Source organism: Geothrix fuzhouensis (assembly GCF_024609325.1).
Classification (GTDB): Bacteria; Acidobacteriota; Holophagae; order Holophagales; family Holophagaceae; genus Geothrix; species Geothrix fuzhouensis.
Window position 1 is genome coordinate 1,262,534 of the sequence record NZ_JANHMQ010000001.1, and the last position, 23,708, is coordinate 1,286,241.

Genomic DNA, 23,708 nt, shown 5'->3' on the forward strand with positions numbered 1-23,708 from the left:
GAACCTCAATCGGGCGGCGGAGCTTCAGGTTTCTGGAAGACGAGGCGCACGGCTTCCAGGAGGATGCCAGCCACGAAGAGGAGCACTCCAATGGCCAGCGGCAGGGCTTCCGCCGGGTATCGCCCCATCATCCCACGCAGCACCAGTGCGATCAACGCCAGTTTGCCCAGGGACAGGAAGGCGTAGAGCCACCTCCGGCGCACGGAGGGGGTCAGCATGCGGGCGGTCAAATACCGGTGGAGGGTCCAGAAAGCCAGGCTGGCCAAGGCCCCCACGCCGAAGGCGAAAGCGGCGGTCCAGGACCGCAGGAAGCCCCAGAGGGGGATGCCCAGGATCATGAGGACCACCATGGCTCCGGTCACGCGACGGAGGTGGTCCTCGCCCTCATCCCTGGTTCCGGTCATCGGAGTCCTTCCCATCCTTGAGGCGCTTCAGCTCCTCCGCATCCCGCTTTGCCATCCGCCGGTTCACCTTGTAGAGCTCCCAGAAGGCCGTGACGATCCCCCAGGCCAGGCCGACCCACTGACCCGCGGCAGGATGCCCGAACCGCCCGCCAATCCACCGGCCCAGGAAGAAACCCAGGGTGATGCAGAGGGGAAAGGTGAGGCCCATGGACATAAGGTCTCCCCAGAGCGCCCGCTCCCCAGGGTCCGCATCCTTGCTGCCGCGCCTCAAAAACACGAATCGTCCCCCAAAGAAAAGGCGCGGGTCACCCCGCGCCTTCCAGTGTATGGCTGAGGGCTCAAACCCACGTAATCTTGGAGGCCCAATCCACCAGCCAGGGGCCGAAGGCCGTGGCCACCAGGACCAGGGCGCAGGCCAAGGTCACGATGAACACGGAGGTGGCACCCATCGGGGCCGAGGGTTCGCCGTCCGGCTCGCGGAAATACATCTGGGCGACCACGCCCAGGTAGTAGTAGGCACCCACAGCGCTGGTAAGCAGCGCGATCGTCGTGAGGGTGACGAAGCCCTGTTCGATGGCCAGCTTGAAGAGGTAGAACTTGCCGAAGAAGCCCGCCAGAGGCGGGATCCCGGCCAGGCTGAGCATGAAGATCATCATGGCAAAGGCCAGCACGGGGTGCTTGCGGCCCAGGCCCTTGAAATCTTCGATGCGCTCACCCTCGCCTTTGCCCTGGAGGTAGATCACCACGGCGAAGGCGCCCGTGTTCATCACGATGTAGATGAGCATGTAGAGCCAGACGGCCTGGGCCCCTGCCCTGGCGTCACCCGAAAGCACGCCCAGCAACATGTAGCCCACGTGGGCGATGCTGGAGTAGGCCAGCAGGCGCTTCATGCTTTCCTGACGCACGGCCGTCACGTTGCCGAGGATCATGCTGGCGCCGGCGATGTAGCAGAGGGGCAGGATCCAGTCGCTAGTCACGCCATGGAAACCCGCGCCGAAGACGCGAAGGAAGGCCGCCAGGCCGGCGGCCTTGGGTGCTGTGGACATGAACATGGTGATGGGTGTGGGGGCGCCCTCGTAGGCGTCCGGCGCCCACATGTGGAACGGCACGGCCGCCACCTTGAAGGCCATGCCCATCAACACCATCAGCACCCCGGAGAACACCAGCAGGTTGCTGGTGGTGGGGGTGAGGGCCAGTGCCTGGTTCAAGTCCGCCAGGTTCGTGGTGGTGCCGCCGGCGGCGCCGTAGAGCAGGCTGATGCCATAGACGAGGATGCCGCTGGAGAAGGCGCCCAACAGGAAGTACTTCACGCCGGCTTCCACGCTGGTGGCCCGATCCCGCAGGTAGGCCACCAGGATGTAGATGCTGATGGCCATCAGCTCGAGGCTGAAGTAGACCGAGATCAGGTCCGAGGCCCCGCAGAGGAAGAGCATGCCCGCCAGGGAGAACAGGATCAGGGCGTAGTACTCCACCGTCTGCTGCTTGATGCTGTTGAGCAGCTTCACGCTGAGGGCCACGGTGGCCGCGGCCCCGAGCACGCAGAGCATCTGGAAGCCCCGGGTGAGGCCATCCATGCGGAACATGCGGGAGAAGCCTTCGCCATCCGTCGTGCGGCCGATCAGGGCCGCCGTAATGGCGAGAATCACCAAGGTGATGGACGCCCACTTGTGCTTCTCGTTCCGGTTGAAGAAGAGGTCGCCGGGCCAAAGCATGAGGGTGGCCACGACCATCAAGAAGAGTTGGGGCGCGATCAGATGCGAATCCCGGAGGAGCGCATCCAAAAGGCCCTGTGAGAAGCCGGTCATCAGTGGCCTCCGCCGTGGGCAGGAGCTTCGTGGACGGGGACCTCGTGGCCAGTGGCAGGGGCAGCCTCATGACCTTCAGAGGTCACTTCCTGCTGAGCTGGGGCCTCCATGCCGCGCATGCCGAGCTTGGCGGCGATGGCCTGCTGGGCAGCCAGGGACTGGGCGGCGTGGTAACCGGGGGTGATCTGTTCGACGAGCTTGCGCACGGGCGCATCCATCACGTCCATGATCGGCTTGGGATACATGCCGATCCAGAAGGCGGCGATCACGAGAGGCGCGAAGTAGAGGATCTCGCGGAGGTTGAGGTCCTCCATCTTCTCGTTGACCGCGGTGATGGGCCCGAACATCACGCGCTGGTACATCCACAGCAGGTAGGCGGCGCCGAGGATGATGCCCAACGTGGCCACCACGGCGGCCCATGGGAAGGCCTGGAAGGAGCCCATGAGGATGATGCCCTCGCCGATGAACCCGTTCAGCAGGGGCAGGCCCAGGCTGCTCATGGTCATGAGCATGAAGACCGTGGCGTAGATCGGCATGCTCTTCGAGAGGCCCCCGAAGTCCGCGATCATGCGGGTATGGCGGCGTTCATAGACGATGCCGACCGCGAGGAAGAGCCCGCTGGTGCTGATGCCGTGGTTGATCATCTGGAACATGCCGCCCTTGATGCCATAAGGATTCAGGGCGAAAAGGCCCAGCATGCACAGGCCCAAGTGGCTCACGGAGGAATAGGCCACCAGCTTCTTCATGTCCTTCTGGATCATGGCCACCAGGGCGCCGTAGATGATGCCGATGAGGGACAGACCGATGAACCAGGGCATCAGGTCCTTGGTGGCGCCGGGCAGGATGGGCAACAGGAACCGCACGAAACCGTAGGTGCCCATCTTCAGGAGAATGGCGGCCAGGATGACGGAACCGGCCGTGGGTGCCTGCACGTGAGCGTCCGGCAGCCAGGTATGGAACGGGAACATCGGGACCTTGATGGCGAAGCCGATGAAGAAGGCCAGGGCCAGCAGGATCTGGTAAGTCTTGCTCTGCTGCGCGATCACCGGCGCCATGGCCTGGAAGCTCTCCAGGGAGAAGTTGTAGCCGCCCGTTGTCTTGTGCTGCAGGAAGTAGATGGCGAGGATCGCCACCAGCATGAGCACGCCGCCGGCCAGGGTGTAGAGGAAGAGCTTGATGGCGGCGTAGAGCTTCTGTGGGCCACCCCAGATGGCGATGAGGAAGTACATCGGCACCAGCATCACTTCCCAGAAAAGGTAGAAGAGGAACATGTCCTGGGTGATGAACACGCCGAGCATGGCCGTCTGGAGGACCAGCATCCAGATGTAGTACTCCTTGTGCCGCTCCTCGATGGACTTGAAGGAGCAGGCGATCGCGATGGGGCCGATGAAGGTGGTCAGTAGCCAGAGCAGAAGGCTGATGCCGTCCATGCCGACGCTGAACTTCACGCCCATGGAGGGAATCCACTCCCAGGCTCGGGCCCACTGCACAGCATCGCTGGCGCGGTCATAGCCGAACCAGAAGACCGCGCTCATCAGGAAGCTGACGATCATCACCAGGAGGGAACCAATCTCGAAGACCCGGCGCTGGCCTTTGGGCACAAGAAGCAGGACCAGCGCCCCCAGTAGGGGCAGGAAGGTCGCCACCAGCATCAGTGTCGTATTTGCGGTGAACATGGGGACTCCAACCAATGAGGGCTAGGCGAGGAATTTCCAGAAAGCGAAGACGAGGAAGCCGAGGAACATCACGAAGGCGTAGTGCTGCACCCGGCCGCTCTGCAAGCCCCGGAAGACCGAACTGGTCTCCTGGATGATGTAGGCGACGAGGTTGACGGCACCGTCCACCAGCTTCTGATCGATCCAGTTCGACAGGTCGGCCCAGATGACCGTGGCACGGGCCGCACCGTTCACCATGCCATCCACCACCCAGGTGTCGAAGCTCCAGAGCTGGGCGGAGAAACGCTTGATGGGCTCGATGAGGGCCGCCTCGTAGAACTCGTCCACATAGTACTTGGCGTTCACCCAGCGGTAGAGGTTCGGGAAGCGGGCCACGAAGGCCTTGGCCCGGCTCCAGCTCGGGTCCACCTTGTAGATCCACCAGGCCAAGACCATCGCACCGGGAGCCCAGACGAAAGTCGCCCAGCCCATGAGGATGTACTCCATGGCCGGCGGAACATGTTCGCCGTGATGGATAGGCGCCACCTGATAGAGCAGCGGCTCGATCCACTTGCTGAACAACTCGGCGGGCACGATGGGCAGCACGCGATGCAGGCTCTCGGGGTAGTTCAGGAACCCGCCCACCACGGCCAGGCCAGCCAAAATGGCCACCGGCAACCACATGCGCCAGGAGACCTCGTGGGGATGATGCCCCGGCACGATGTCATGGTCTTCCGGGTCATCTCCACGGTGGTTGTGCGGCTTATCCAATTCGTGGAGGCCGTTTTCCAGGTGGTCATGCGCGTCGTGAGCGTGAGCGTGGGCGTCGTGCCCATGGTCATCGTGACCGTGATGGGCCTCGGACTGGACCGACAGGTTGTAGGGGTCGTTCCCCGCCCCGCGATACTCGCCATAGAAGGTCATGGCGATCAGGCGGGTCATGTAGAAGGCGGTACAGAAGGCGCCCAGCATGCCCAGGATCCAGGCGACCAGGTTCAGCGCCGGGCCGGTGTAGTGGCCGTGCTGATACCAACCCTCGAACACCTTCCAGAGGATCTCATCCTTCGAGAAAAAGCCCGAGAAGGGGAAGATGCCCGCGATGGCGAAGGTCGCCAGGATCATGCTCATGGCCGTGATGGGCATCAGCTTCTTGAGGCCGCCCATGTTGCGCATATCCTGCTCGTGGTGGCAGGCCGCGATCACGGCGCCGGATCCGAGGAAGAGGCTGGCCTTGAAGAAGGCGTGGGTGAAGACGTGGAACATGCCGGCGCTGAAGGCCCCGGCACCCATGCCCATGAACATGAAGCCCAGCTGGGACACGGTGGAGTAGGCCAGCACCTTCTTGATGTCGTACTGGGCCAGCCCCATGGTCGCGGCCACGAAAGCCGTCAGGGAACCGAAGGCCAGCACCACGGCGAGCGCCACCGGGGCGTTCACGTAGATGAAGTTCAGCCGGGTGATCATGTAGAGGCCGCTGGTGACCATGGTGGCGGCGTGGATCAGCGCGCTGACAGGCGTCGGGCCCGCCATGGCGTCCGGCAGCCACACATACAGGGGGATCTGCGCGGACTTGCCCATGGCGCCCACGAAGAGGCAGCAGCCGATGAGGTTGAACCACCAGGTGGGGCTCGCGGTGTGGCCGTAGAGCGTGATGGCCGGCATGTTAGCGATGCCGCGGACTGAGCCCATCAGCGTGTCGTAGTCGAGGGTGCCGAAGACCTGGAAGATCAGGAAGAAGCCGATCATGAAGCCGAAGTCGCCGATGCGGTTCGTGACGAAGGCCTTCTTGCCCGCGACGGCGGCGAATTCCTTTTCGAAGTAGAAGCCGATGAGCAGGTAGGAACAGAGGCCCACCCCTTCCCAGCCCAGGAACATCATCAGGATGTTCGCGCCCAGCACCAGGTTCAGCATGCTGAACACGAAGAGGTTCATATAGGCCATGAAGCGGTAGTAACGGCCATCGTTCCGCTCCTCCGCCATGTAGCCCGTGCTGAACAGGTGGATGAGGAAGCCGGCGCCCGAGACCAGCAAGGCCATGCAGCCGCTGAGCACATCGAACTTGTAAGCCCACTCGATCTTGTAGGTGGTCATGCCGCCCAGCACATGGGCGCCGCCGATGCTGAACCAGGTCCAGAGGCTCTGGTGGATGGACCGACCATCCGCGGGAAGTCCAGCGAGCTGGACGAAGTGCCAAAGGGTGAGGAGGAAAGCCACGCCCACACTGCCCAGGGCGAAGAAGTCCACCACCTTGGTGCTCTGCAACTTGCGGCCGCTGAGACCGTTGATGAGGAACCCGAAGAAGGGCAGGAAGGGGATCAGCCAAAGGTAGCTGCCCGCCTGGGAGGCTACGGTGGCGGCGTGCGTCAGGGTCATGTCGGCACTCATGTCGTCGTCATCCCTTCAGCAGGTTGATGTCGTCCACTTGGACGGTGTCGCGCTTGCGGTAGAGGGCCACCACCAGCGCGAGGCCCACGGCGACCTCGGCGGCGGCGAAGCCCATCACCAGCAGGGCGAAGGCCTGGCCGGAGACTGAACCGCTGTGGCGGGCGAAGGCGATGAAGTTCAGGTTGGCGGCGTTGAGCATGAGCTCGACGCACATGAGGATGATCAGGGCATTGCGGCGGATGAGAACCCCCGCGATGCCAATGGAGAACAGCAGGAAGGAGATGACGAGGACTGCGTTCAGGCTGACCATCACACCCGCTCCGTCTTTGCCAGCGCCACGGCGCCCACCAGGGCCACCAGCAGGATCACGCTGAGGATCTCGAAGGGCAGGAGGTAGTCCGCGAACAGACCGCGGCTCACCGCCTGGGCGTTCTGATGGGCCACATCTAGCCCCCTGGCCAGCTCTGGTCGAAGGACCAGGGCCTCAGGCGAGGCTGCGCCGAAGAGCACCTTGCGGAAGACCCCCAGGAACATCACCACGCCCACCGCGACCGCCACTACCGCGTACCGCGACTGCAGCTGGAAGACCTCACCCTCCCGCTTCTTGCTCATTTCCACGAGCATGACCACGAAGAGGAAGAGCACCACGATGCCGCCCGCGTAGACCAGGATCTGGGCCACGCCCAGGAACTCGGCCTCCAGCGCGAGGAAACACCCGGCGATGTTCAACATCGCGAAGAGGAAGCCCAGCACGCTGTGGATCGCGCTCCTGGAGCCGATGGTGAGCAAGGCGCCGACAAGGGCCATGACGCCGAAAATGGCGAACAGGTTCCGGCCGATCGTTTCGATGAAATGTTCCATGGGACGTCCTCTGAATGTGCGCGAAGGGATGGAATCAGTCGTCGGCCACGCTGAACTTGCCCACATGCGAGGGCTCGAACATGTTCTGGTCCAGCCCCACCGTACCGAGGGAGAAGTCCTCGCGGTTGTAGGCGGCCAGCTCGAACTGGTGGTTGAGGATGATGGCGTCGAAGCCGCAGCTCTCCACGCAGAACTCGCAGAAGATGCAGCGCTCCATCTCGAAGTCGTACCGCACGGGATAGGGCATCTTGCGCCCCTCCTGCTTGCCCTTCTCGATGGTGATCACCTGAGTGGGGCAGATCTTTTCGCAGGCCAGGCAGCAGATGCACTTGATCACGCCCTGTTCGTCCTTCAGCATCGTCAGGCGCCCGCGAAACCGCGGCTGAACCTTGGCGGGCACCTCGGGGTACTCGGAGACGATGTGGAACGGGACCTTGCGGCGGTTGGCCGTGAAGAAGACCTGGCTGAAGTGCTTGCCGGTGACGGACAGGCCCTTGGCGATGTCGGCGGGGAGGAGGGTCCTCAGGAACTTGTTCATGGACGGCCCCTTAGACGGCGAAGCAGCGGATGACGGCCGCCAGCAGAAGGTTGACCAGCGCCAAGGGGATCAGATATTTCCAGCCCACGGCCATGATCTGGTCGTACCGGTAGCGGGGGATGGTGCCGCGCACCCAGATGTAGGTGAAGAGAAGGAAGATGATCTTGGCCACGAAGAAGATGGCGTGGGGCGCCCCGAACCAGGACAGGAAGCCCGGCAGATAGGGATTCAACAGACCTTGCAGGCCGAAGGGGAGCAGCCAGGGACCACCGAGGAAGAAAGCGGAGGCCAGGGCTGACACGACGGTCATGTTGATGTACTCGGCCAGGTAGAAGAGCCCGAACTTCATGCCGGAGTACTCGGTATGGAAGCCCGCCACCAGCTCGTTCTCAGCCTCTGGCATGTCGAAGGGCAGGCGGTTGGTCTCCGCGAAACCACAGGTCAGGTAGAGCAGGAACCCGATGACCTGGGGCACCAGGGCCCAGAAGGGCATGCCGATCGCCATGCGCGAGGACATCTCGCTGAAGTTCAGGCTGGCGGAAAGCACCACCGGCGCGAGGAGGCTGAGGGTCAGGGGCACTTCATAGCTCACCATCTGGGCCGCGCTGCGCAGGCCGCCCAGGAGGGGGTACTTGGAGTTCGAGGACCAGCCAGCCAGGACGATGCCGTAGATCCCCACGGTCGCCACACCCAGGATCCAGAGCAGACCCACGTTGATGTCGGCGATGCCCCCGGACACTGGGAGCCCGCCCACAAAGGGGAACCAGGTGGGCAGGGTGAAGAAGGTACCAGGCACGAAGGAGATCGCGGCGAAGACCACGATCGCAGCCACCATGCTGATGGACGGGGCGAGGAAGAAGACGAACTTGTCGGCCTTGGTCGGCATGATGTCTTCTTTGAGGATCAGCTTCAGGACGTCGCCCACGAGGCCGGGGATGCCGCGCCAGTAGGAGAGGACGGGCACCCTGCCCATCTTCCACATCCTGCGGTTCATCCAGCCGCTGAAGCCGACGTGGCCGCTGGCCACGCGGGTGGAGCCCAGGCGTTGCTGGAGGTGGCCGAGCACCTTGCGCTCGGCGAACACCGTGAGGGGAACGACGACGAAAACGAAGATCACCACCAGCAGGCACTGGATGAGGGTGATCACGAGAGACTGGATGAGGGTCGGGGTCGGCATGTCTTGGGATCCTCGTCGGCTAGCGGTCGATCTCGCCGAGCACGATGTCCAGGGAGCCGATGGCCGCAACGACGTCGGCGATCAGTCCTCCCTCGGCCATCTTGGGCAGGGATTGGAGGTTGATGAACCCAGGAGCCCGCACGTGGAATCGGTAAGGGTTCAGCGAGCCCTTCTCGCCCACGAGGTAGTACCCGATCTCGCCTTTCGGCGATTCGGTGGCGTGGTAGACCTCGTTGACCTCGGACCGCAGGATCTTGGGGAGCTTGGCCATGACGGGCCCTTCGGGCATGCCGTCCATGCACTGCTGGATGATCCGGGCGCTCTGGCGCATCTCCGCCATGCGGACTTGATACCGCGCGTAGGTATCTGCCTCGGGGCGGGTGGGGATCTCGAAGTCCATCTCGGCGTAGGCCGCGTAGGGGAAGGCCTTGCGGATGTCGTAGGCCACGCCGGCCGCGCGGAGCATGGGCCCGGTGACACCAAGGGCGATGGCATCCTCGGCGCTGAGCCGGGCCACCCCGATGGTGCGCTTCTTCCAGATGCGGTTCTCGGTGAGCAGGTTCTCGTATTCCTCGAGGCAGTCGGAGAACTTGGCCAGGAACTTCCGCACCATCTTCTCGAAGCCGGGAGGCAGGTCCTCGCGCAGGCCGCCGATGCGGAAAGCCGTGGTGGTGAGCCGGGAGCCGCAGAAAGCCTCGTTGATGTCGAGAACATCCTCGCGCTCGCGGAAGGCGTAGAGGAACACCGTCAGGGCCCCGATGTCCATGGCGTGGGTGCCCAGCCAGATGAGGTGCGAGGCGATGCGGTTGAACTCGTTCAGCAGCGTGCGGATGTACTGGGCACGCCGCGGCACCGTGATGCCGAACAGCTTCTCGTTGGCTTCCGCCCAGCCCAGGTTGTTGGCCACGGCGGAGCAGTAGTCCATGCGGTCCGTCCAGACCTGGCCCTGGAAGAAGGACTGGTTCTCGCAGATCTTCTCGACGCCCCGGTGCAGGTAACCGATCATCGGCCGGCAATGGGTGACGGTCTCGCCATCCAGCCGCAGCTTCACCCGAAGCACACCGTGCGTGGACGGGTGCTGCGGGCCCAGGTTGATCTCCATTTCCTCGTTCTTGAACACCGTCCGCTCCTAGTCCGCCTTGGGTTGCTTCAGGTTGATGCCCAGCTGGCCGGCCTTCTGGAGGGCGATGCGCTCGAGCATGCCGCTGCGGTCCTCACGGAAGGAGATGTCGCGCTGGCCCCAGCCCACGGTCGGGTAGTCCTTCCTAAGGGGGTAGCCTTCCCAGTCCTCGGGGCAGAGGATGCGGGTCATGTCGGGATGGTTCGCGAACCGGATGCCGAGCATGTCGTAGATCTCCCGCTCCATCCAGTTGGCGCTGGGATAGAGGGGGCAGGCGCTTTCGGGCACGAAGCCTTCGGGCACGAGGATGCGGAGCCGGAGGCGCTTGCGACGGCTGATGCTCGTCAGGTGGTAGACCACGCTGTAGGCGAAATCCTGGGCGGCCGGATAGTGCGTGCCCGACTGGTCGGCAAGCATCTCGTACTTCAGGTCGGCCTCGTCGCGGCACAGCGTCAGCGCTTCGTGAATGGCCTCCTTCTTCACCTGACAGACCAGCTCCCCGGCCTGTTCGAAGATCTCCTCGACCTTGTCGCCCAGGAGGGCCTGCAGCTTCAGAAGATCGGGATCCTTTGCCTCCTCGGGCACAGGGGTCTTCAGATCGTTGTCATCCTTGCGGGGAACGGACCGGACGGGGGGCTTGGGCGCATCCTTGCCCTCGGCCTCGGCCTTGGTCTTGGCAGTCTCGTAGTCGGCCAGCATCTTCTGCCACTTGGCCTCGTCGGCCTCGGCCGCGGCCTTCTGCTCGGCCACGTAGGTCCGGTAGCTCGGCAGGGGCACCGTCTTCGGCATGGTGATCTGGCGGAAAGGCGCCGCCTTGTAGTCGTACACGTAGGGGCCGGCGGGGGTCTCCGGCACTTCCGGGACCGGAGGGACGTTCGGTTCCGACATCAGCCGACCTCCTCGAAGATGTCCTTGTACCGGTCGGCCAGGCTGCTGGTCATGATCTTGTCCTGCAGCTTCAGGAACCCGTAGATGAAGGCTTCAGGGCGGGGTGGGCAACCCGGGATGTAGACATCCACGGGGATGACCTTGTCCACGCCCTGGATCGTGTGGTACGAGTCGAAGGGCCCGCCGGCGGTGGCGCAGGAACCCATGGCCATCACCCACTTGGGTTCGGGCATCTGGTCGTAGAGGGTCTTGATGATGGGCGCCATCTTGTAGGTCACGGTGCCGGCAATAATCATCAGGTCGGCTTGGCGCGGGCTGGCGCGGAAGATGCCGGCGCCGAAGCGATCGAAGTCGAAGCGGCTGGCGCCCGCAGCCATCATCTCGATGGCGCAGCAGGCCAAGCCAAAGGTCACCGGCCACACGCTGGTGGCACGGGACCAGTTCATGACCTTCTCCACCTTGGTGGTGATCAGGATGTGCTCCAGGGCGGTGGGTTGGTTCATTCCCATGTTAGGGCTCCCTTGGACCAGATGTAGCCGTAGCCGAACAGCAGCAGGAACAGGAAGAGGCCCAGCTCGATGAAGCCGAAAACAGCCAATTCCTTCATCTGGATGGCCCAGGGCATCAGAAAGACCGTTTCCACGTCGAACACCAGGAACATCACTGCCACCAGATAGTAACGAACGGAGAACTTCTCCCGCGCCTCGCTGGTCGTGACGATGCCGCACTCGTAGGTCGAGTATTTGGCCGCACTGGGCCAGCTGGGGCGCAGAAGCCGCGATAAGTTCAGGATGATGATCGGCAGAGCCACCGCTACCAGGATCAGCAGCAGGATCGACGCGTACCCGCGCATGGAGCCTCCAGGACCAGTCATTGTGGAGTGCCGGTCCCGCGCAGGTCAACGATCGAAGCCAACCGGTGCGTCCTTTGTGATCCAGGTCCGATTCCGTCCATCCAGGCCGAGGCACCTTCCAGTAGGATGATTCCATGACTTTTCCCAATCCCCCGGATCCCGCGGATGCCGTCGAAACTGGCGATCCAGCATTAACAGGCTTCCGGCCGGCCCGGGACCTGTACCCCAACCTGGACCTGACTCGGGAGCCGGTGGAGTTCGCGCTCTTCCAGGCCATCCCGATCGATCTGATGCTCAAGCACCACTTCGTGCCGGTGCAGGAGCGGGAAGGCGTCCTCTGGGTGGCTATGGCCGACCCCCTGGACATCCCCACCCAGGATCTCCTACGGCAGCAGCTCAAGCGGCCCTTGCGCTTCGCCGGCGCGCCCCTGGCCCAGATCCAGGAAGTCCTGAAGAAATCCGAGAGCGGCCAGAAAGTCATGGATGAGGCCGGCGAGGCCCTCAAGATCCAGGTGCTCCACGAGGAAGATCTGGACGAGGAAGTGCTCGACCTCGAGCGGCTCACGGACAAGGACGAGGCCCCCATCGTCCGGCTCGTGGACACCACCATCTTCAACGCCCTCCAACGCCGGGCTTCGGATATCCACCTGGAAACCACGGCCACGGGGTTCCAGATCAAGTACCGCATCGACGGCAGCCTGTACCCGGCCGCCGAACCCATCGACCGCCGGTTCGCCTCGCCGATCATCAGCCGCATCAAGGTCATGTCCGAGCTGGACATCGCCGAAAAACGCAAGCCGCAGGACGGCCGCTTCAAGCTCAAGGTCCGCGGCCGGGCCATCGATTTCCGCGTGAGCATCATGCCCACCATCCACGGCGAGGACGCGGTGATCCGCATCCTCGACAAGGAGAACCTCACCGAAGAGTTCCAGGCCCTCAGCCTCGAGATCCTCGGCTTCTCCGAGCACGAGCTGAAGCGCCTGCGCCGCTTCTCCCGCGAGCCCTACGGCATGTTCCTGGTGACTGGCCCCACAGGATCGGGCAAGACCACCACCCTCTATGCCGTGCTGAGCGAGATCAAGGCCCCCGAGGACAAAATCATCACCATCGAGGACCCCGTCGAGTATCAGCTCGAGGGCGTCACCCAGATCCCTGTGAACGAAAAGAAGGGTCTCACCTTCGCCTTGGGCCTGCGATCCATCCTCCGCCACGATCCCGACAAGATCCTCGTCGGCGAAATCCGCGATCCCGAGACCGCCCAGATCGCCATCCAGTCCGCCCTCACGGGCCACCTGGTCTTCACAACCGTCCACGCCAACAACGTGCTGGACGTCATCGGCCGCTTCCAGCACATGGGCGTCGAGGTCTACAACTTCGTGTCGTCCCTGAACTGCATCCTGGCTCAGCGCCTCATCCGCGTGCTCTGCCCCAAGTGCAAGCGCCCCGCCCATGTTCCCAGCCCCCAGGAACTGGAGGAGAACGGCGTGGACGAGGCCTGGTTGCGCGGCGCCACCCTGTTCGACCGGGTGGGTTGCGTGGATTGCCACGGCACGGGCTTCCGGGGCCGGCAGGCCATCATCGAGTTCATGGGCCTCAACGACGAGATCCGCGAGCTGCTCATCCAGCGCGCCCCCACCCGCGAGGTGAAGGCTGCCGCCCGTCGCGGCGGCATGCAGTTCCTCCGGGAGAGCGCCATCGAGAAAGTCCGGATGGGCATCACCACCTTCGCAGAGATCAACAAGGTGACTTTCCGCGAAGGGGCCTGATCAGGCCGCGGCGGACCGTTCAAGCCGACCGAACGACAGCAGGTCGGCTGATTTCTCGAGGCCCTCCGCCAGGTCCAGGAGCACTGGGCGCAAAGGCTCTCCGGGGTTCCTCCCCGCCAGGTTACGCAGCGCTCCGGCGGCCTGCATCGGATCCTCGGCCAGCTGTCGCAGGGCTATGAAGGCCTCCGGTTTCACGGGCCCCGCGACGGCATCCGGGACCTCGTGCAGCTGCTCGATGGCGTACCCCAGGTTGAGCACCGCCAGGATGCCCTTGGGCCAGCGCCCGCCCAAATCCTTCGCGTGGCCCAGATGCAGGGAGAGCCGCAGAATCTGACGCGACCCGCGTGCCCGCCAGTCCTCGATGGCGGCACCCGGCGCTGGCTCGATCATCCGGAGCAGGTCCCGTCGGATCACCTCGGCGGTCTCCTTCGCCTGCCGAACGGAACTCCGGGGCATCAGAATGTAGTTGCCGGCCACCAGGCAGGCCGCCGAGGCGAGCGCGGCCGAGCCCCCCACCACGGCCATGGCGCTGGCGGCCACCGTGATGCCGGCTTGGCTGGCCAACAGGAAACACATGTTGAAATCCACGCCCGCGAGGGCCGTGCGAGGATGCGCGCGAAGCAAGCCCCCCAGCAGCAGGAAGGGCACCAGCGTCAGCAGCAGGCCCGGTGGGGCCGGAAAGGCCGGCTGCACCACAAGGCGGTAGAAGATCGCGAGGGTGGCTCCGCCCACCACCCCGGTCAGCAGCTTGGGCGCGATGTGCTGGGGCAGGGCCATGGAGCCCAAGACCAGAGAAAAGATGCAGACCCCCACCGCCGCCTGAACCACCAGAGGCGAACCCGCCCAGTGGGCCAGGCTCGCGGCCAGGAATGTGGCGGCCCCCGCGGCCACGGCCGTGCGTCCGGCCTGGGGCCATTCCCGGTGGGGCGCAAGAACCGCAAGCTGTCGGCGGAAGGGCCGAACCGTCGCGCCGACCAGGGGACGGCTCAAGCTGGCGTTGGCCTCCAGAATGCGGGCCAGAGCGCCCTCCAGACGGCTGAAGACGGACGGTCCGCCCCTCAAGGCCGGCCCGCCGGATGGCGGGGCCCCAGCCTCCGCGCGCAACCCCTCCGCAGCCTGGTCCAGGTGCGGTGCCAGGACCTCGGCTGCGGCCCGATCCTCCGGCTTGAACGCAACCGCGGCGCTCATGACCGCGAGGGTGCCCACCACCAGCGAATCCACATCGTGCAGGCGGCGGTAGCCTTCGAAGGAGCCCGCCAGGATCAGGCGAGCGGAGGCTTCGACCTCGCTGATTTCCGAGAGGATCCGCTGTTTCTCCTCGCCCATCTCGGTGGCTCCGCGACGCAGGACCTGCGCCGCGTAGACGATGGCATCCGCCGAAAGGTCCCGGATCTGGGCGAAGAAGGCCTGGCTCGGCGACTTGGGTGTGGCCAGGCCGGTGATGACGGTGGTCACCACCACCCCGATCAGGGTGCATTCCACCCGCGCGGTGGCGAGGTCCAGCGAGGCCCCTGGCGCCAGCACCGCCGGGATGACGACGATGGCAGCCGTGACGCCCGCCAACAGGGCGCCGTAGCCGTGCACACCGCGCAGAACATGGGTCAGTCCCCCGTTGATGGCCACCCACAAGCTCAGCAGGGCAAACTGCACATAGGGGTGCACCGGCACATGGAGGATCGCGAACCCGACCGCCGCACCCAGCAGGGTCCCCAGCACCCGCAGGAGGGCCCGTTCGAACAGCACCCCGCGTGAGGCCTGAGCCACCACCCAGACCGGCATGGCCGCCCAGTAGGCATTCTGGGCATGCACCAGCGTGGCGATGGTGAAGGCCACCCAGGCCGACAGAGCCAGCACCAGGGCCCGCGTCACCACCTGCCGGTCGATCTGCAGGACCTTCATAGCGTGCCCTTGACCAGTTCCCGTTCCAGACTCTGCAGCCGCTTGAGCCGGGCGAAGAGACCCGGCTGGGTGGTCAACGTCTCAGAGGTGCCCAGCTGGACGGCCCGGCCCTCCTCCAACACCAGCACACGAGCGCAAGTCTCGGCCACGAAAACCCGGTGGGTGGCGAGCACCAGTGTGGACTTGCCGAGGAAGGCGCGCAGGTTTTCGAGGATGCGGCTTTCGGTCTCGGCATCCACGGCGGAGAGGGCGTCATCCAATAGCAGCAGGCGGGGACGGCGCAGCAGGGCGCGGGCCAGCGCTGTGCGCTGCCGCTCCCCGCCACTGAGGGCCACGCCTCGCTCGCCCACCACCGTGTCGAGACCGTCGGGCAGGCGCTGGATCAACTCGTCCATGGCCACCACCCGCGCGATCTCCCAGATTTCCTCCTCGGTGGCCTCAGGGCGGCCCATGGCGAGGTTCATGCGCAAGGTGTCCGAAAACAGGAAGGCCTCCTGGGGCACCCAGCCCAGGCCCGCCCAGTGGCGCCGCAAGGTCGCGTCGGACAGCGGCTCGCCATCCACCAGCATGCGGCCGGACTGGGGCGCACGAAGGCCCGCCAATACCTGCAACAGCAACGTCTTGCCGGAGCCGATGCCGCCGACCACGGCCAGACTGTCGCCAGGCGCCAGGGCAAGGTCCAGAGGACCCAGGCCGCGCCCGGTCTCGAAGCGGTGGGTCAGGCCTTCCAGAGCCAGCGCCGCGGGAAAGTCCGGCAGAGTGATGGCCTCGGCGGGAGGCAGGGGCAGTTCGGGACTGTGGAGCAGCTGATCCAGCCGCTCCTGACCGGCCCTGGCCCGCTGGAAGAGGTTGGCCGACCAACCCAGGCTCATCATGGGCCAGGCCAGGGCCACCAGAAAGCCGGTGAAGGCGGTGAGATCACCCAGGTTCAGGACCCCCCGTACCATCAGGCTGCCGCCGTAGGTCACCAGCACCAGGGCCGACACGCCGCTGATGAGCGCGGACAAGGGCGCGTAGGCACTGAAGATCACCGATTGTTTCATGCTCAGCGATGCGTGGCGGCGGCTGAGGGCATCGAACTGCGCCACCCGGGCCTCCTCCAGGCCGAAGGCCTGCACCACCCGTTCGCCGCTGATGGTCTCGTGGCTGTAGGTCGAGAGGGCCGAGAAGGCCAGTTGCAGCTTCTGCTGCACCATGTGGCTCCACTTCCCGATGATGTAGAAACCCAGTGCCAGGAAGGAGAAGGGCAGCATGACCGCCAGGGTGAGCCGCCAACTGGTGCTGAACATCAGGCCGAGCGTCACGGGGAGGATCGAAAGCACCTGCAGGAAACTCATGAGTCCTGGCCCCGTGGCCATGCGCACGGTGCCCACGTCGTCGCCCAGGCGCGACATGAGGTCGCCCACGCGCTGCCGCTCATAGAAAGCGAAAGGTCGCGAGAGCAGGAAGGTATAGAGGGATTCACGTTGCTCCCGCTCCACATCGCGACTGAGGCCGATGAGGGTGTTGCGCATGAGGTAGCGGCCGATGCCCGCCACCGCGGTGAAGGCCAGCATCCAGGCCAGGAAGACCCGCGAACCATGCCAGTCCTGGCGTTCCAGGGCATGCACGGCCCGACCCGACCAGTAGGGCACCACCGAAGCCGCCACGCTGCACCAGACCGTGGCCACCAGGCCCCAGTAGAGGGTGCGCCGGTGGCGGTCCATGAGCGGCCACCACCAGAACAGCTTGGACTCCGAAAGATCCGCCACAGCGCCTCCGCCATTCAGAGTAGCAACACCGATCCCGGAGCGCAGGCGGGCCCGGCAAAAACGGGGACAGGAGGAACAGGATTGAAGGATGGATTAACAGGATTCAAAGGCAGCTTTGCCGGTGAAAGACGGTGATGGACGGGCCACCCCTTGGCAGGCCTCATCGGCCCGGGCATGCTGGAGGAAACTTCCTTGAGCCTGCAACCATGCGGAACCGCTTCGCCGCCCTGACCCTGGTCTTTCTAGCGGCCCTGGCCCCGGTCCGGGCCCAGATGGTGGAGGAATCCCTGCCCCGGGATCCCGGGCCCCTCGATCTCATCCACGGTGACAGCTACGAGCAATGGATCCTCCAGTCGTTGGCGGGGGATGCCCTGGTGGGCCTCGGCCTCGGCGGGCGGGCGGTGCCCCGCCTGGCCACCTCCTGGAAGATCCTGAAGGATGGCGCCATCACCTTCACCCTGCGGGCCGATGCGAGGTTCACAGACGGCAGCCTGGTCACGCCGGAAGATGTCCTCTGGACCTTCGCAGAGATCAGCCGCGATCCCAAAGCCAGCCCCACCAAACGGGCCATCCTGGAGGGCGCCGTGGCTCGCTTGCAGGATGGCCGGTTGTGGATCCGCTCCCCCAAGCCTCCGGGTCGCCTGCTGCTGGAGCTGGCCCGGGTGCCCATCGCCCAGAAGGGCCACCCAGAGCGAGGCTCCGGCCCCTTCCTGTTCCAGAAGGAACCGGCGGCCTGGACCTTTCTGCGCCGTGAGCACTTCCTCAAGCCCCGCATCGACGGCATCCGGTTCCGGCTGCTGCCCGACCCGGCCACGGTGCTCCAGGCCCTCCAGAAGGGCTGGCTGACCATCGGGGCCCCGCCGGCCCGCCCCCTGCCGCCCCCAGCCAGCCATCACGTGGTGGTCCAGCCCATGAATGCCCAGCTGGTGGTCTGGAGCCACGCCGGCCTGGGGCCCCTGCAACTGCTGGAGCGCTGGCGCCAGGACGCTTTCCCCCCCGGCCTTCTCGGCCAGAATGCCAAGCCCAGCCACGGTCTGTGGCCCGAGAGCCTGGGCTTCGAGCCCCAGGCCATCGACACCGAAGCCGGCCCGCCCAAGCCCCCCACCCTCCTGAAGCTGCTCTACGCATCAGGAGAGGCGTTCACCGAGAACCTGCTGCTGGCCCTGCGGGAGCGGGCCCGGAAGGACGGCTTCGAGCTGCGGCTAATTCCCCTGGAGCAGGCCATTCTCGTGGATCGGCTGCGCCGGGGCGAGTTTGAGCTCGCCTGTTCCGTGGTGGTCTTCGAGCCCCATCCCTGGGCCGTGCTGGAATACATGGAACCGAACGGCCCCATGAACGTCACCGGGTGGCGCGACCCCCAGTTCGCCGCACTGGCGGCGAAGCTCCGTGAACCGGGAGATGGCGCCTGGCTCGACCTCCAGGGCCTCTGGGCCAAACATCCCGCTGCCCTGCCCTTGCTCGACTTCCAGAGCGTGATCTGGGTGGACAAGCGCCTCACCGTGGAACCCAGCCCTCTGGGGCTCTACCTCGGCACCCCAGGAGCGGCAGGCTGGCGCTGGAACCGGTGACTTGGTCTCCGGCCCGCAGCGCCGTCACCCAGGGCATGGCCATCTGGGCCCTGGCCCTGGCCCTGGCTTGGAGCCTTCCTGGCGCCCTCTGGCGACCGGTGCCGCCGCCACCCTTCCCCGTTCACGCCCTGCTTCCCGCTGGCCTCGCCTTGGGCGCCCTGGCCCTCCTGGCGCCGTTGCTGGCCTGGCTCGGAGGACCTGCCCTTGCGACCCGGCGCCCCTTGGCCTTGCTGGAAGCCCCGCCCGACCTGCTCTGGGCCGCCGCTCTGCTCGCCTGCTGGCCGGCGGTGTGGGGCCCTCCTGGTCAGGGCGGCTGGCTCGCCGCTTTCCTTGCGGCCGCGCTGCCGAGTGAGGTGCGCTGGCTGTCAGCGGCCCTACCGGGGGAGTTCCCCTTCCCCACGGCCTGGGGCCCCCGGGCGGTGCGCAAGGTCCGGCGGCTGGCCCTGGCCCGCCTCATCTGCCGCTGGCTGGCCGCCCGCTTGCCGGTCTGGCTCACGGCCTCCCTGGTGCTGGAGCGGATGCTCGGTGTACCGGGGCTGGGAATGGATTGGATGGACCGTGTGGCCGGGCGGGACCGGGCCGGGCTCGCCGCTTGGGTGGCGGCCCTGGCCCTGCTCTGGCTGTTGTCGCGACCGCTGGAAGCGGAGGCTGCAACGTGAAGTGGCGCCTCGCGTTTCTGCTGGCCCTGGCGCTGCCCGAGCTGCCCCTGGACCCCTTCCACGGAGGCCTCGCCGCCTCACTTGCGCATCCCCTGGGCACGGATGATCTCGGACGGGACGCCCTACTGCGGCTGCTGCTGGCGGGTGGCCGCAGCGTGGGGTTCGCCAGCGCCTGCGCGTTGTTGGCCCTGGGATTGGCGCTCCTACTGGCCTGGTGGGGGCGACCCTGGCGCGGGGCCCTGTCCGCCCTCCGCAGCCTGCCGCCAGTATTGTTCCTGCTGCCGCTGGCCGCGGCCGCTGGGGGGATTGGCGCCGCGGCCCTCATCCTGCTGCTGGGCCTGCTCCTGGCCCCTCACCTGGAGCCACCTCTCCGCGGCAAGCTCGATGCCTTCCGCCATTCACCAGCCTGGGCGGCGGAGCGCACCCTGGGCGCCACACCTGTCTCAACGCTCCGCCGCTGGGCCCCCTGGGGGCTGGAGCAGGCCGCAGTCCTCTTTCCCAGCGCATGGCTGGGCGCCCTCTGGGGCGAGGCCACCCTGTCTACCCTGGGCCTGGGTCCTGGCCCCGACCACGACAGCCTGGGCCGCCTGCTGCTGGAACAACTGCCCCGCCTGGCCACCGACCCGAGTCCACTCGGCTGGGGCGCCTTGGCCGTGGTGCTCGCGCTTGCCTGGAGCGCGTCCAAGCCGACCGCCAAAAAGAGAACTGCCACTAGCCGGTGATGGACGGTGATAAAGCAGATCTCGGCTGAGCCCCGCAAGGGCCCGCCGAAGGCGGCCTCCGGCCAGGCCGGAGGTCAGTGAGGGAGCGAGGGCCGCACCCACCAAAAGGCGCGGCCCTCGTACCCTCACTGGAGCCCATGCTTGGGTGTGAGCGGCACCATCACCGTAATCACCGTTCATCACCGGCTAAATCTGTCTTTGAATCCTGTTATCTGATTATCGGCGAATCTCAGCCAGAAAAGCAGGAACACAGAAGGCACAGAAGCGCCCGTTGGGCGCACACAGAGGGCGCAGAAGGGGCCGGGCTCACCGCGGATATCCCTCCGCGGGCGGCGACTCCGGGCGGCTTCCAGGGGCCGCCATGGCCACCGCCCACGAAGCAGGCCGCGCGAAGCGCGACCTGGGGCCGGAGGCCCGGATATCCTGGCTGGAGCGCCAGGTGCATGGTTCTTTCCTCCGCTTATGGACGCCTTTTCTGCGCCCATCTGCGACCTCTGCGGTTTCAGACTTTCAGGCTGAGGCTCGCCGATAAGCAGATCCTGTTAATCGAAGCCCTTGATCCTGTTCATCCTGTCCCTGCTTTTCCAAGAGCTTCAGAGCTTCGCCTGCATGATCTCCAGCACCTCGGCGTCCACCCCGGTCATGCCGCGGCGGGCCAGGCGGCCCAGGTTGGCCAGGGAGGTGTCCCCGTCCACCCCCACGATGCCGTCCGTGGCGGGGATGCCGAAGTTCGCCAGGGCCAGGGTGGCCGAGCGGAACGCTGCGTCCACGCCCGTCATCGCCTTCATGGCGCAGCCGATCTTGGCGCCATCGCAGATCATGCCCGCCACGTTGCCTACCATGTTGGCCACGGCCAGATCCATCTGCGCCGGGGTCGCCCCCTCCAGCAGGAGGATGGCCAAGGCGATGCCGATGCCCGCGGCATTGGCGGCACCGCACACAGCGGACAAGGTGCCCAGGCGCTGCGTGGTGGCGGTGGTCACCAGACAGCCGAAGGCCAGCGCCTCGTCGATGCGGGCCTGGGTGTGGCCGCCAGCCTGGCCCCACGCCGTGACCGGCACAGACACGGTGATCCCCTTGTTCCCGGAGCCCGCCAGGGACACGACCATGAGGGGTTCGCCGGACATGCGCGCGAACACCCCGGCGGCCACCAGCCGGGAGAGTCGGGTCATGAGGTCCTGTCCTGGCGGTGGCACGAAGCCCGCAGGCAACAGGGACACCCCATGTTCGGCCATGGCCAGGTTGTAGGCCGCCCCTTCCCGCAGCCGCTGGCGATCGCCCTCTGAAAGCGTGGTCGCCAGCTTCCGCAGTTCCTGGAGGCCCATGGCCCCTACCGTAGCCCGCACGGACGGCGCGCCCTCGGCCCCGATCCGGGCAGGGCTGCCGCCCACCTGCACGCCATTCGCTTCCAGTCGCGCCAGGTGCGTGTGCTCCACTTCCAGCACGGCCCGCCCCGTGCCGCCCTCGCGTGCCACAGCGCAATCGATGGAGAGTTCGGCACGGGAGGAATCGACCTGGATGTGGATGGCCTCCCGGGCGATCAGGTCCGCCGCGGCCGCGAGCATCGCCGCGTCCACCGCCGCAAAGCAGCCCAGACCCAGGGAGGGGTCCGGCAGGCAGGCACCCAGGGCCAGCGCCCAGAGGATGCCCGTGCGGCCGCCGCTATTGGGGAGGCCGACCGCGTGGCAGTTCTTGTAGGTGCGGGGGTCCACAACTAGGCGCACCTCATGGATGGCCCCCGTTCCCTGTGCTGCAGCCAAGCTGGCAGCATGGGCCACCGCGGCTGGCTCGGTACAGCCCAGGGCTGGCTTCCATTCGGCATCCAGATACTCGGTCAGGTCCATGGTCATCTCCGCGGCCCCATTCTGTCCGCATCCAGGCTTGTCCCCGGTCACAGGCCCCGGGTGGCCACTGCCCCCTCGTTCCGGAGTCTCCACAGCATTCCAGGGAAAAGTTTTTTAGCCGCTGATTTCCGTGGTTGCGGTGATTGGCCGTTCGCGCCCGAGCATGGGCTCCAGGATGGGTGCCACCGCCGCGCCTTTTAGGGGGCGCGGTGGCGGCACCCACCCTGACCTCCGGCCGAGCCGGAGGCCGCCATCGGCGGGCCCGTGCGGCGTCTATCCGAAACCCGCTTTATCACCGTCATCACTGGAATCAGCGGCAAATCTTGTCTTTTGAAACTTGTTAATCCAGTCTCGGCTGTTCCCAGTGCTTTCGGGCCCCGCCCCATCCTCCCCAGCAACCCACGAACTTAGCCCGCCCTGTGCCGGATCTCCTATCCAGGAGCGCGGGTCCAGATTAGGCTACGGCCCATGAGCGCTCTCGTTGGACAGCCCCTTCCCGCCTTCTCCCTCCAGGACGACCAGGGCACGACGGTCACGGCCGCCGACCTCAAGGGCCACTGGACTGTCCTCTACGCCTATCCCAAGGACAGCACCCCCGGCTGCACCACGGAAGCCTGCGACTTCCGGGACAACCTGGCCCGAGTGCAGTCCCTCGGTGCCCAGGTCTACGGCCTCAGCCGCGACAGCCTCAAGAGCCACCAGAACTTCATCGCCAAGCAGAGCCTCCCCTTCCGCCTGCTCTCCGACCCCGATCGCACCCTGCTGGAACCGCTCGGCGCTTTCGGCAAGAAGATGATGTACGGCAAGGAAGTGGAAGGCATCATCCGCAGCACCTTCCTCATCGATCCCAAAGGCGTCATCCGCCACGTCTGGCCCAAAGTGAGCGTGAAGGGCCACGTGCAGGACGTGCTGGACACCCTCAAGAAGCTGAAGGGCTGACATGAACTGGACCTACATCGGGATCGCGGCCCTCCTGCCGCTGGCGGTGGCGCTGGGCGTGACCCTGGCCGCCGGAGCCATCCAGGCCATCCGTCTCAACCGCCAAGGCGGTGCCAGCGGTGAGGCCCTCCATCGCCTGCTGCACTCCATGGCCCTAGTATTCCCCGTGGCCTTCCTGGTCGTTTCCCTCTGGGATGGACGAAAAGTCTGGAAAGGCCTGGCTGGCGTGGCCGTAGGCCGATTGGCCGACCAGCGCACCATGGGACTGCTTCGGGCCGGCGGCCACCGCTTCCTCCGGCAAGATCCCGCCAAGGCCGCCTACTGGTACAGGAAGGCTGCCGAAGGGGGCGATGCGGAGAGCCAGCTGCTCCTAGCCCGGGCCCTGAACCAGGGCGCGGGCCTGCCCAGAGACCCCGCGGAAGCCCTCCGGTGGGCCGGGGCATCCGGCAACCAGGGCAATGCCGATGCCATGGTTCTCGCCGGCGATCTTCAACGCCAGGTCGATCCCGGGACAGCCGTGACCTGGTACCGGAGGGCAGTCGAGGCCTACCGGGTGCGCATCCAGCACCGCGATCCAGACGCATGCATGGCCTACGGCCTGCTCTTGATCAACGGCAAAGGTATCGAAAAGGACCCCGTGGAGGGCCTGGCCCACCTGTACCTGGCCCGTCGCTTGGGCCTCGATCCCTTCAAAGTCCTCATCATCCAGCTGAGTGAAGTCTCCCTATCCAAGCCCCAGCGCTCCGAAGCCGCCCAGCGCGCCCTAGCCATCCAGAAAACCTTGCCCCCCCAGGGGAAAAGCTGAGACAGGATGAACAGGATTGAAAGACGGATTAACAGGATCCCAAAAGCTTTACTGAATCCTTAATCCTGT

22 protein-coding genes are annotated in these 23,708 nt (G+C 65.8%); 6 read left to right on the forward strand and 16 right to left on the reverse strand.

The features are described from left to right. Positions 1-5: 5 nt before the first annotated feature. From NOV74_RS05720 to NOV74_RS05780, 13 genes are all read right to left on the reverse strand, one after another. On the reverse strand, positions 6-404 hold the full coding sequence (locus tag NOV74_RS05720; protein ID WP_257310030.1) for a hypothetical protein: 399 nt from the start codon (positions 402-404) through the stop codon (positions 6-8). Continuing rightward, entirely contained in the window at positions 385-618 is a 234-nt protein-coding gene (locus NOV74_RS05725) for an AtpZ/AtpI family protein (RefSeq protein WP_257310031.1), read from the reverse strand. Before NOV74_RS05725 ends, NOV74_RS05720 begins: the two co-directional genes overlap by 20 nt. A gap of 124 nt (positions 619-742) precedes the next feature. Continuing rightward, entirely contained in the window at positions 743-2,209 is a 1,467-nt protein-coding gene (locus NOV74_RS05730) for an NADH-quinone oxidoreductase subunit N (protein WP_257310032.1), read from the reverse strand. Further along, positions 2,209-3,885 (reverse strand): complex I subunit 4 family protein, encoded by a 1,677-nt coding sequence (locus NOV74_RS05735; RefSeq protein ID WP_257310033.1) that lies wholly within the window; start codon positions 3,883-3,885, stop codon positions 2,209-2,211. Before NOV74_RS05735 ends, NOV74_RS05730 begins: the two co-directional genes overlap by 1 nt. Before the next feature lie 21 nt (positions 3,886-3,906). Continuing rightward, complete coding sequence (gene nuoL, locus NOV74_RS05740) at positions 3,907-6,237, reverse strand: NADH-quinone oxidoreductase subunit L (RefSeq protein ID WP_257310035.1); 2,331 nt, start codon at positions 6,235-6,237, stop codon at positions 3,907-3,909. Between the two features lie 19 nt (positions 6,238-6,256). Further along, positions 6,257-6,559 (reverse strand): NADH-quinone oxidoreductase subunit NuoK, encoded by a 303-nt coding sequence (gene nuoK / locus NOV74_RS05745; protein WP_257310036.1) that lies wholly within the window; start codon positions 6,557-6,559, stop codon positions 6,257-6,259. Beyond that, positions 6,559-7,110 carry an NADH-quinone oxidoreductase subunit J family protein gene (locus tag NOV74_RS05750; RefSeq protein WP_257310039.1) on the reverse strand — a complete coding sequence of 184 codons (552 nt, stop codon included), beginning with the start codon at positions 7,108-7,110 and terminating at the stop codon, positions 6,559-6,561. The genes nuoK and NOV74_RS05750 overlap by 1 nt, the downstream gene beginning before the upstream one ends. 34 nt (positions 7,111-7,144) lie before the next feature. Continuing rightward, positions 7,145-7,648: a NuoI/complex I 23 kDa subunit family protein gene (locus tag NOV74_RS05755; protein ID WP_257310041.1), complete on the reverse strand. Its 504-nt coding sequence runs from the start codon at positions 7,646-7,648 to the stop codon at positions 7,145-7,147. A 10-nt stretch (positions 7,649-7,658) separates the two neighbouring features. Beyond that, positions 7,659-8,825: a complex I subunit 1/NuoH family protein gene (locus NOV74_RS05760; protein WP_257310043.1), complete on the reverse strand. Its 1,167-nt coding sequence runs from the start codon at positions 8,823-8,825 to the stop codon at positions 7,659-7,661. Between the two features lie 19 nt (positions 8,826-8,844). Continuing rightward, positions 8,845-9,945 carry an NADH-quinone oxidoreductase subunit D gene (locus NOV74_RS05765; RefSeq protein ID WP_257310044.1) on the reverse strand — a complete coding sequence of 367 codons (1,101 nt, stop codon included), beginning with the start codon at positions 9,943-9,945 and terminating at the stop codon, positions 8,845-8,847. 9 nt (positions 9,946-9,954) lie between these two features. Further along, complete coding sequence (locus NOV74_RS05770; protein ID WP_257310046.1) at positions 9,955-10,833, reverse strand: NADH-quinone oxidoreductase subunit C; 879 nt, start codon at positions 10,831-10,833, stop codon at positions 9,955-9,957. Continuing rightward, the gene (locus NOV74_RS05775) at positions 10,833-11,342 is read right to left on the reverse strand and encodes an NADH-quinone oxidoreductase subunit B (protein ID WP_257310047.1); all 510 of its coding nucleotides are present in this window, start codon (positions 11,340-11,342) and stop codon (positions 10,833-10,835) included. Before NOV74_RS05775 ends, NOV74_RS05770 begins: the two co-directional genes overlap by 1 nt. Then, positions 11,333-11,686, reverse strand: coding sequence for an NADH-quinone oxidoreductase subunit A (locus NOV74_RS05780; RefSeq protein WP_257310048.1), 354 nt, complete (start codon positions 11,684-11,686; stop codon positions 11,333-11,335). The genes NOV74_RS05775 and NOV74_RS05780 overlap by 10 nt, the downstream gene beginning before the upstream one ends. Before the next feature lie 134 nt (positions 11,687-11,820). Between NOV74_RS05780 and NOV74_RS05785 the strand changes: the two genes are divergently transcribed. Then, positions 11,821-13,452: a GspE/PulE family protein gene (locus NOV74_RS05785; RefSeq protein ID WP_257310050.1), complete on the forward strand. Its 1,632-nt coding sequence runs from the start codon at positions 11,821-11,823 to the stop codon at positions 13,450-13,452. Here NOV74_RS05785 and NOV74_RS05790 read toward each other — a convergent pair whose 3' ends face one another. Continuing rightward, the gene (locus tag NOV74_RS05790; protein WP_257310051.1) at positions 13,453-15,351 is read right to left on the reverse strand and encodes an FUSC family protein; all 1,899 of its coding nucleotides are present in this window, start codon (positions 15,349-15,351) and stop codon (positions 13,453-13,455) included. It abuts the gene before it with no gap. After that, complete coding sequence (locus NOV74_RS05795) at positions 15,348-17,102, reverse strand: ABC transporter ATP-binding protein (protein ID WP_257310054.1); 1,755 nt, start codon at positions 17,100-17,102, stop codon at positions 15,348-15,350. The genes NOV74_RS05790 and NOV74_RS05795 overlap by 4 nt, the downstream gene beginning before the upstream one ends. A 206-nt stretch (positions 17,103-17,308) precedes the next feature. On the opposite strand from NOV74_RS05795, the gene NOV74_RS05800 reads away from it, so the two are divergent. From NOV74_RS05800 to NOV74_RS05810, 3 genes are read left to right on the forward strand one after another with little or no spacing between them, the layout of a single operon-like run. Then, positions 17,309-18,670 (forward strand): ABC transporter substrate-binding protein, encoded by a 1,362-nt coding sequence (locus tag NOV74_RS05800; protein ID WP_257310056.1) that lies wholly within the window; start codon positions 17,309-17,311, stop codon positions 18,668-18,670. Beyond that, positions 18,667-19,329, forward strand: a complete 663-nt coding sequence (locus NOV74_RS05805) for a hypothetical protein (RefSeq protein ID WP_257310058.1) — start codon at positions 18,667-18,669, stop codon at positions 19,327-19,329. Before NOV74_RS05800 ends, NOV74_RS05805 begins: the two co-directional genes overlap by 4 nt. After that, complete coding sequence (locus NOV74_RS05810) at positions 19,326-20,051, forward strand: hypothetical protein (RefSeq protein WP_257310060.1); 726 nt, start codon at positions 19,326-19,328, stop codon at positions 20,049-20,051. Before NOV74_RS05805 ends, NOV74_RS05810 begins: the two co-directional genes overlap by 4 nt. 593 nt (positions 20,052-20,644) lie before the next feature. On the opposite strand, the gene NOV74_RS05815 is transcribed toward NOV74_RS05810, so the two are convergent. Next, positions 20,645-21,895, reverse strand: a complete 1,251-nt coding sequence (locus NOV74_RS05815) for an L-serine ammonia-lyase, iron-sulfur-dependent, subunit alpha (RefSeq protein ID WP_257310062.1) — start codon at positions 21,893-21,895, stop codon at positions 20,645-20,647. Between the two features lie 468 nt (positions 21,896-22,363). Between NOV74_RS05815 and NOV74_RS05820 the strand changes: the two genes are divergently transcribed. Further along, positions 22,364-22,834 (forward strand): peroxiredoxin, encoded by a 471-nt coding sequence (locus tag NOV74_RS05820; protein ID WP_257310064.1) that lies wholly within the window; start codon positions 22,364-22,366, stop codon positions 22,832-22,834. Between the two features lies 1 nt (position 22,835). Next, entirely contained in the window at positions 22,836-23,639 is an 804-nt protein-coding gene (locus tag NOV74_RS05825; RefSeq protein ID WP_257310066.1) for a tetratricopeptide repeat protein, read from the forward strand. The last annotated feature ends 69 nt before the right edge of the window (positions 23,640-23,708 follow it).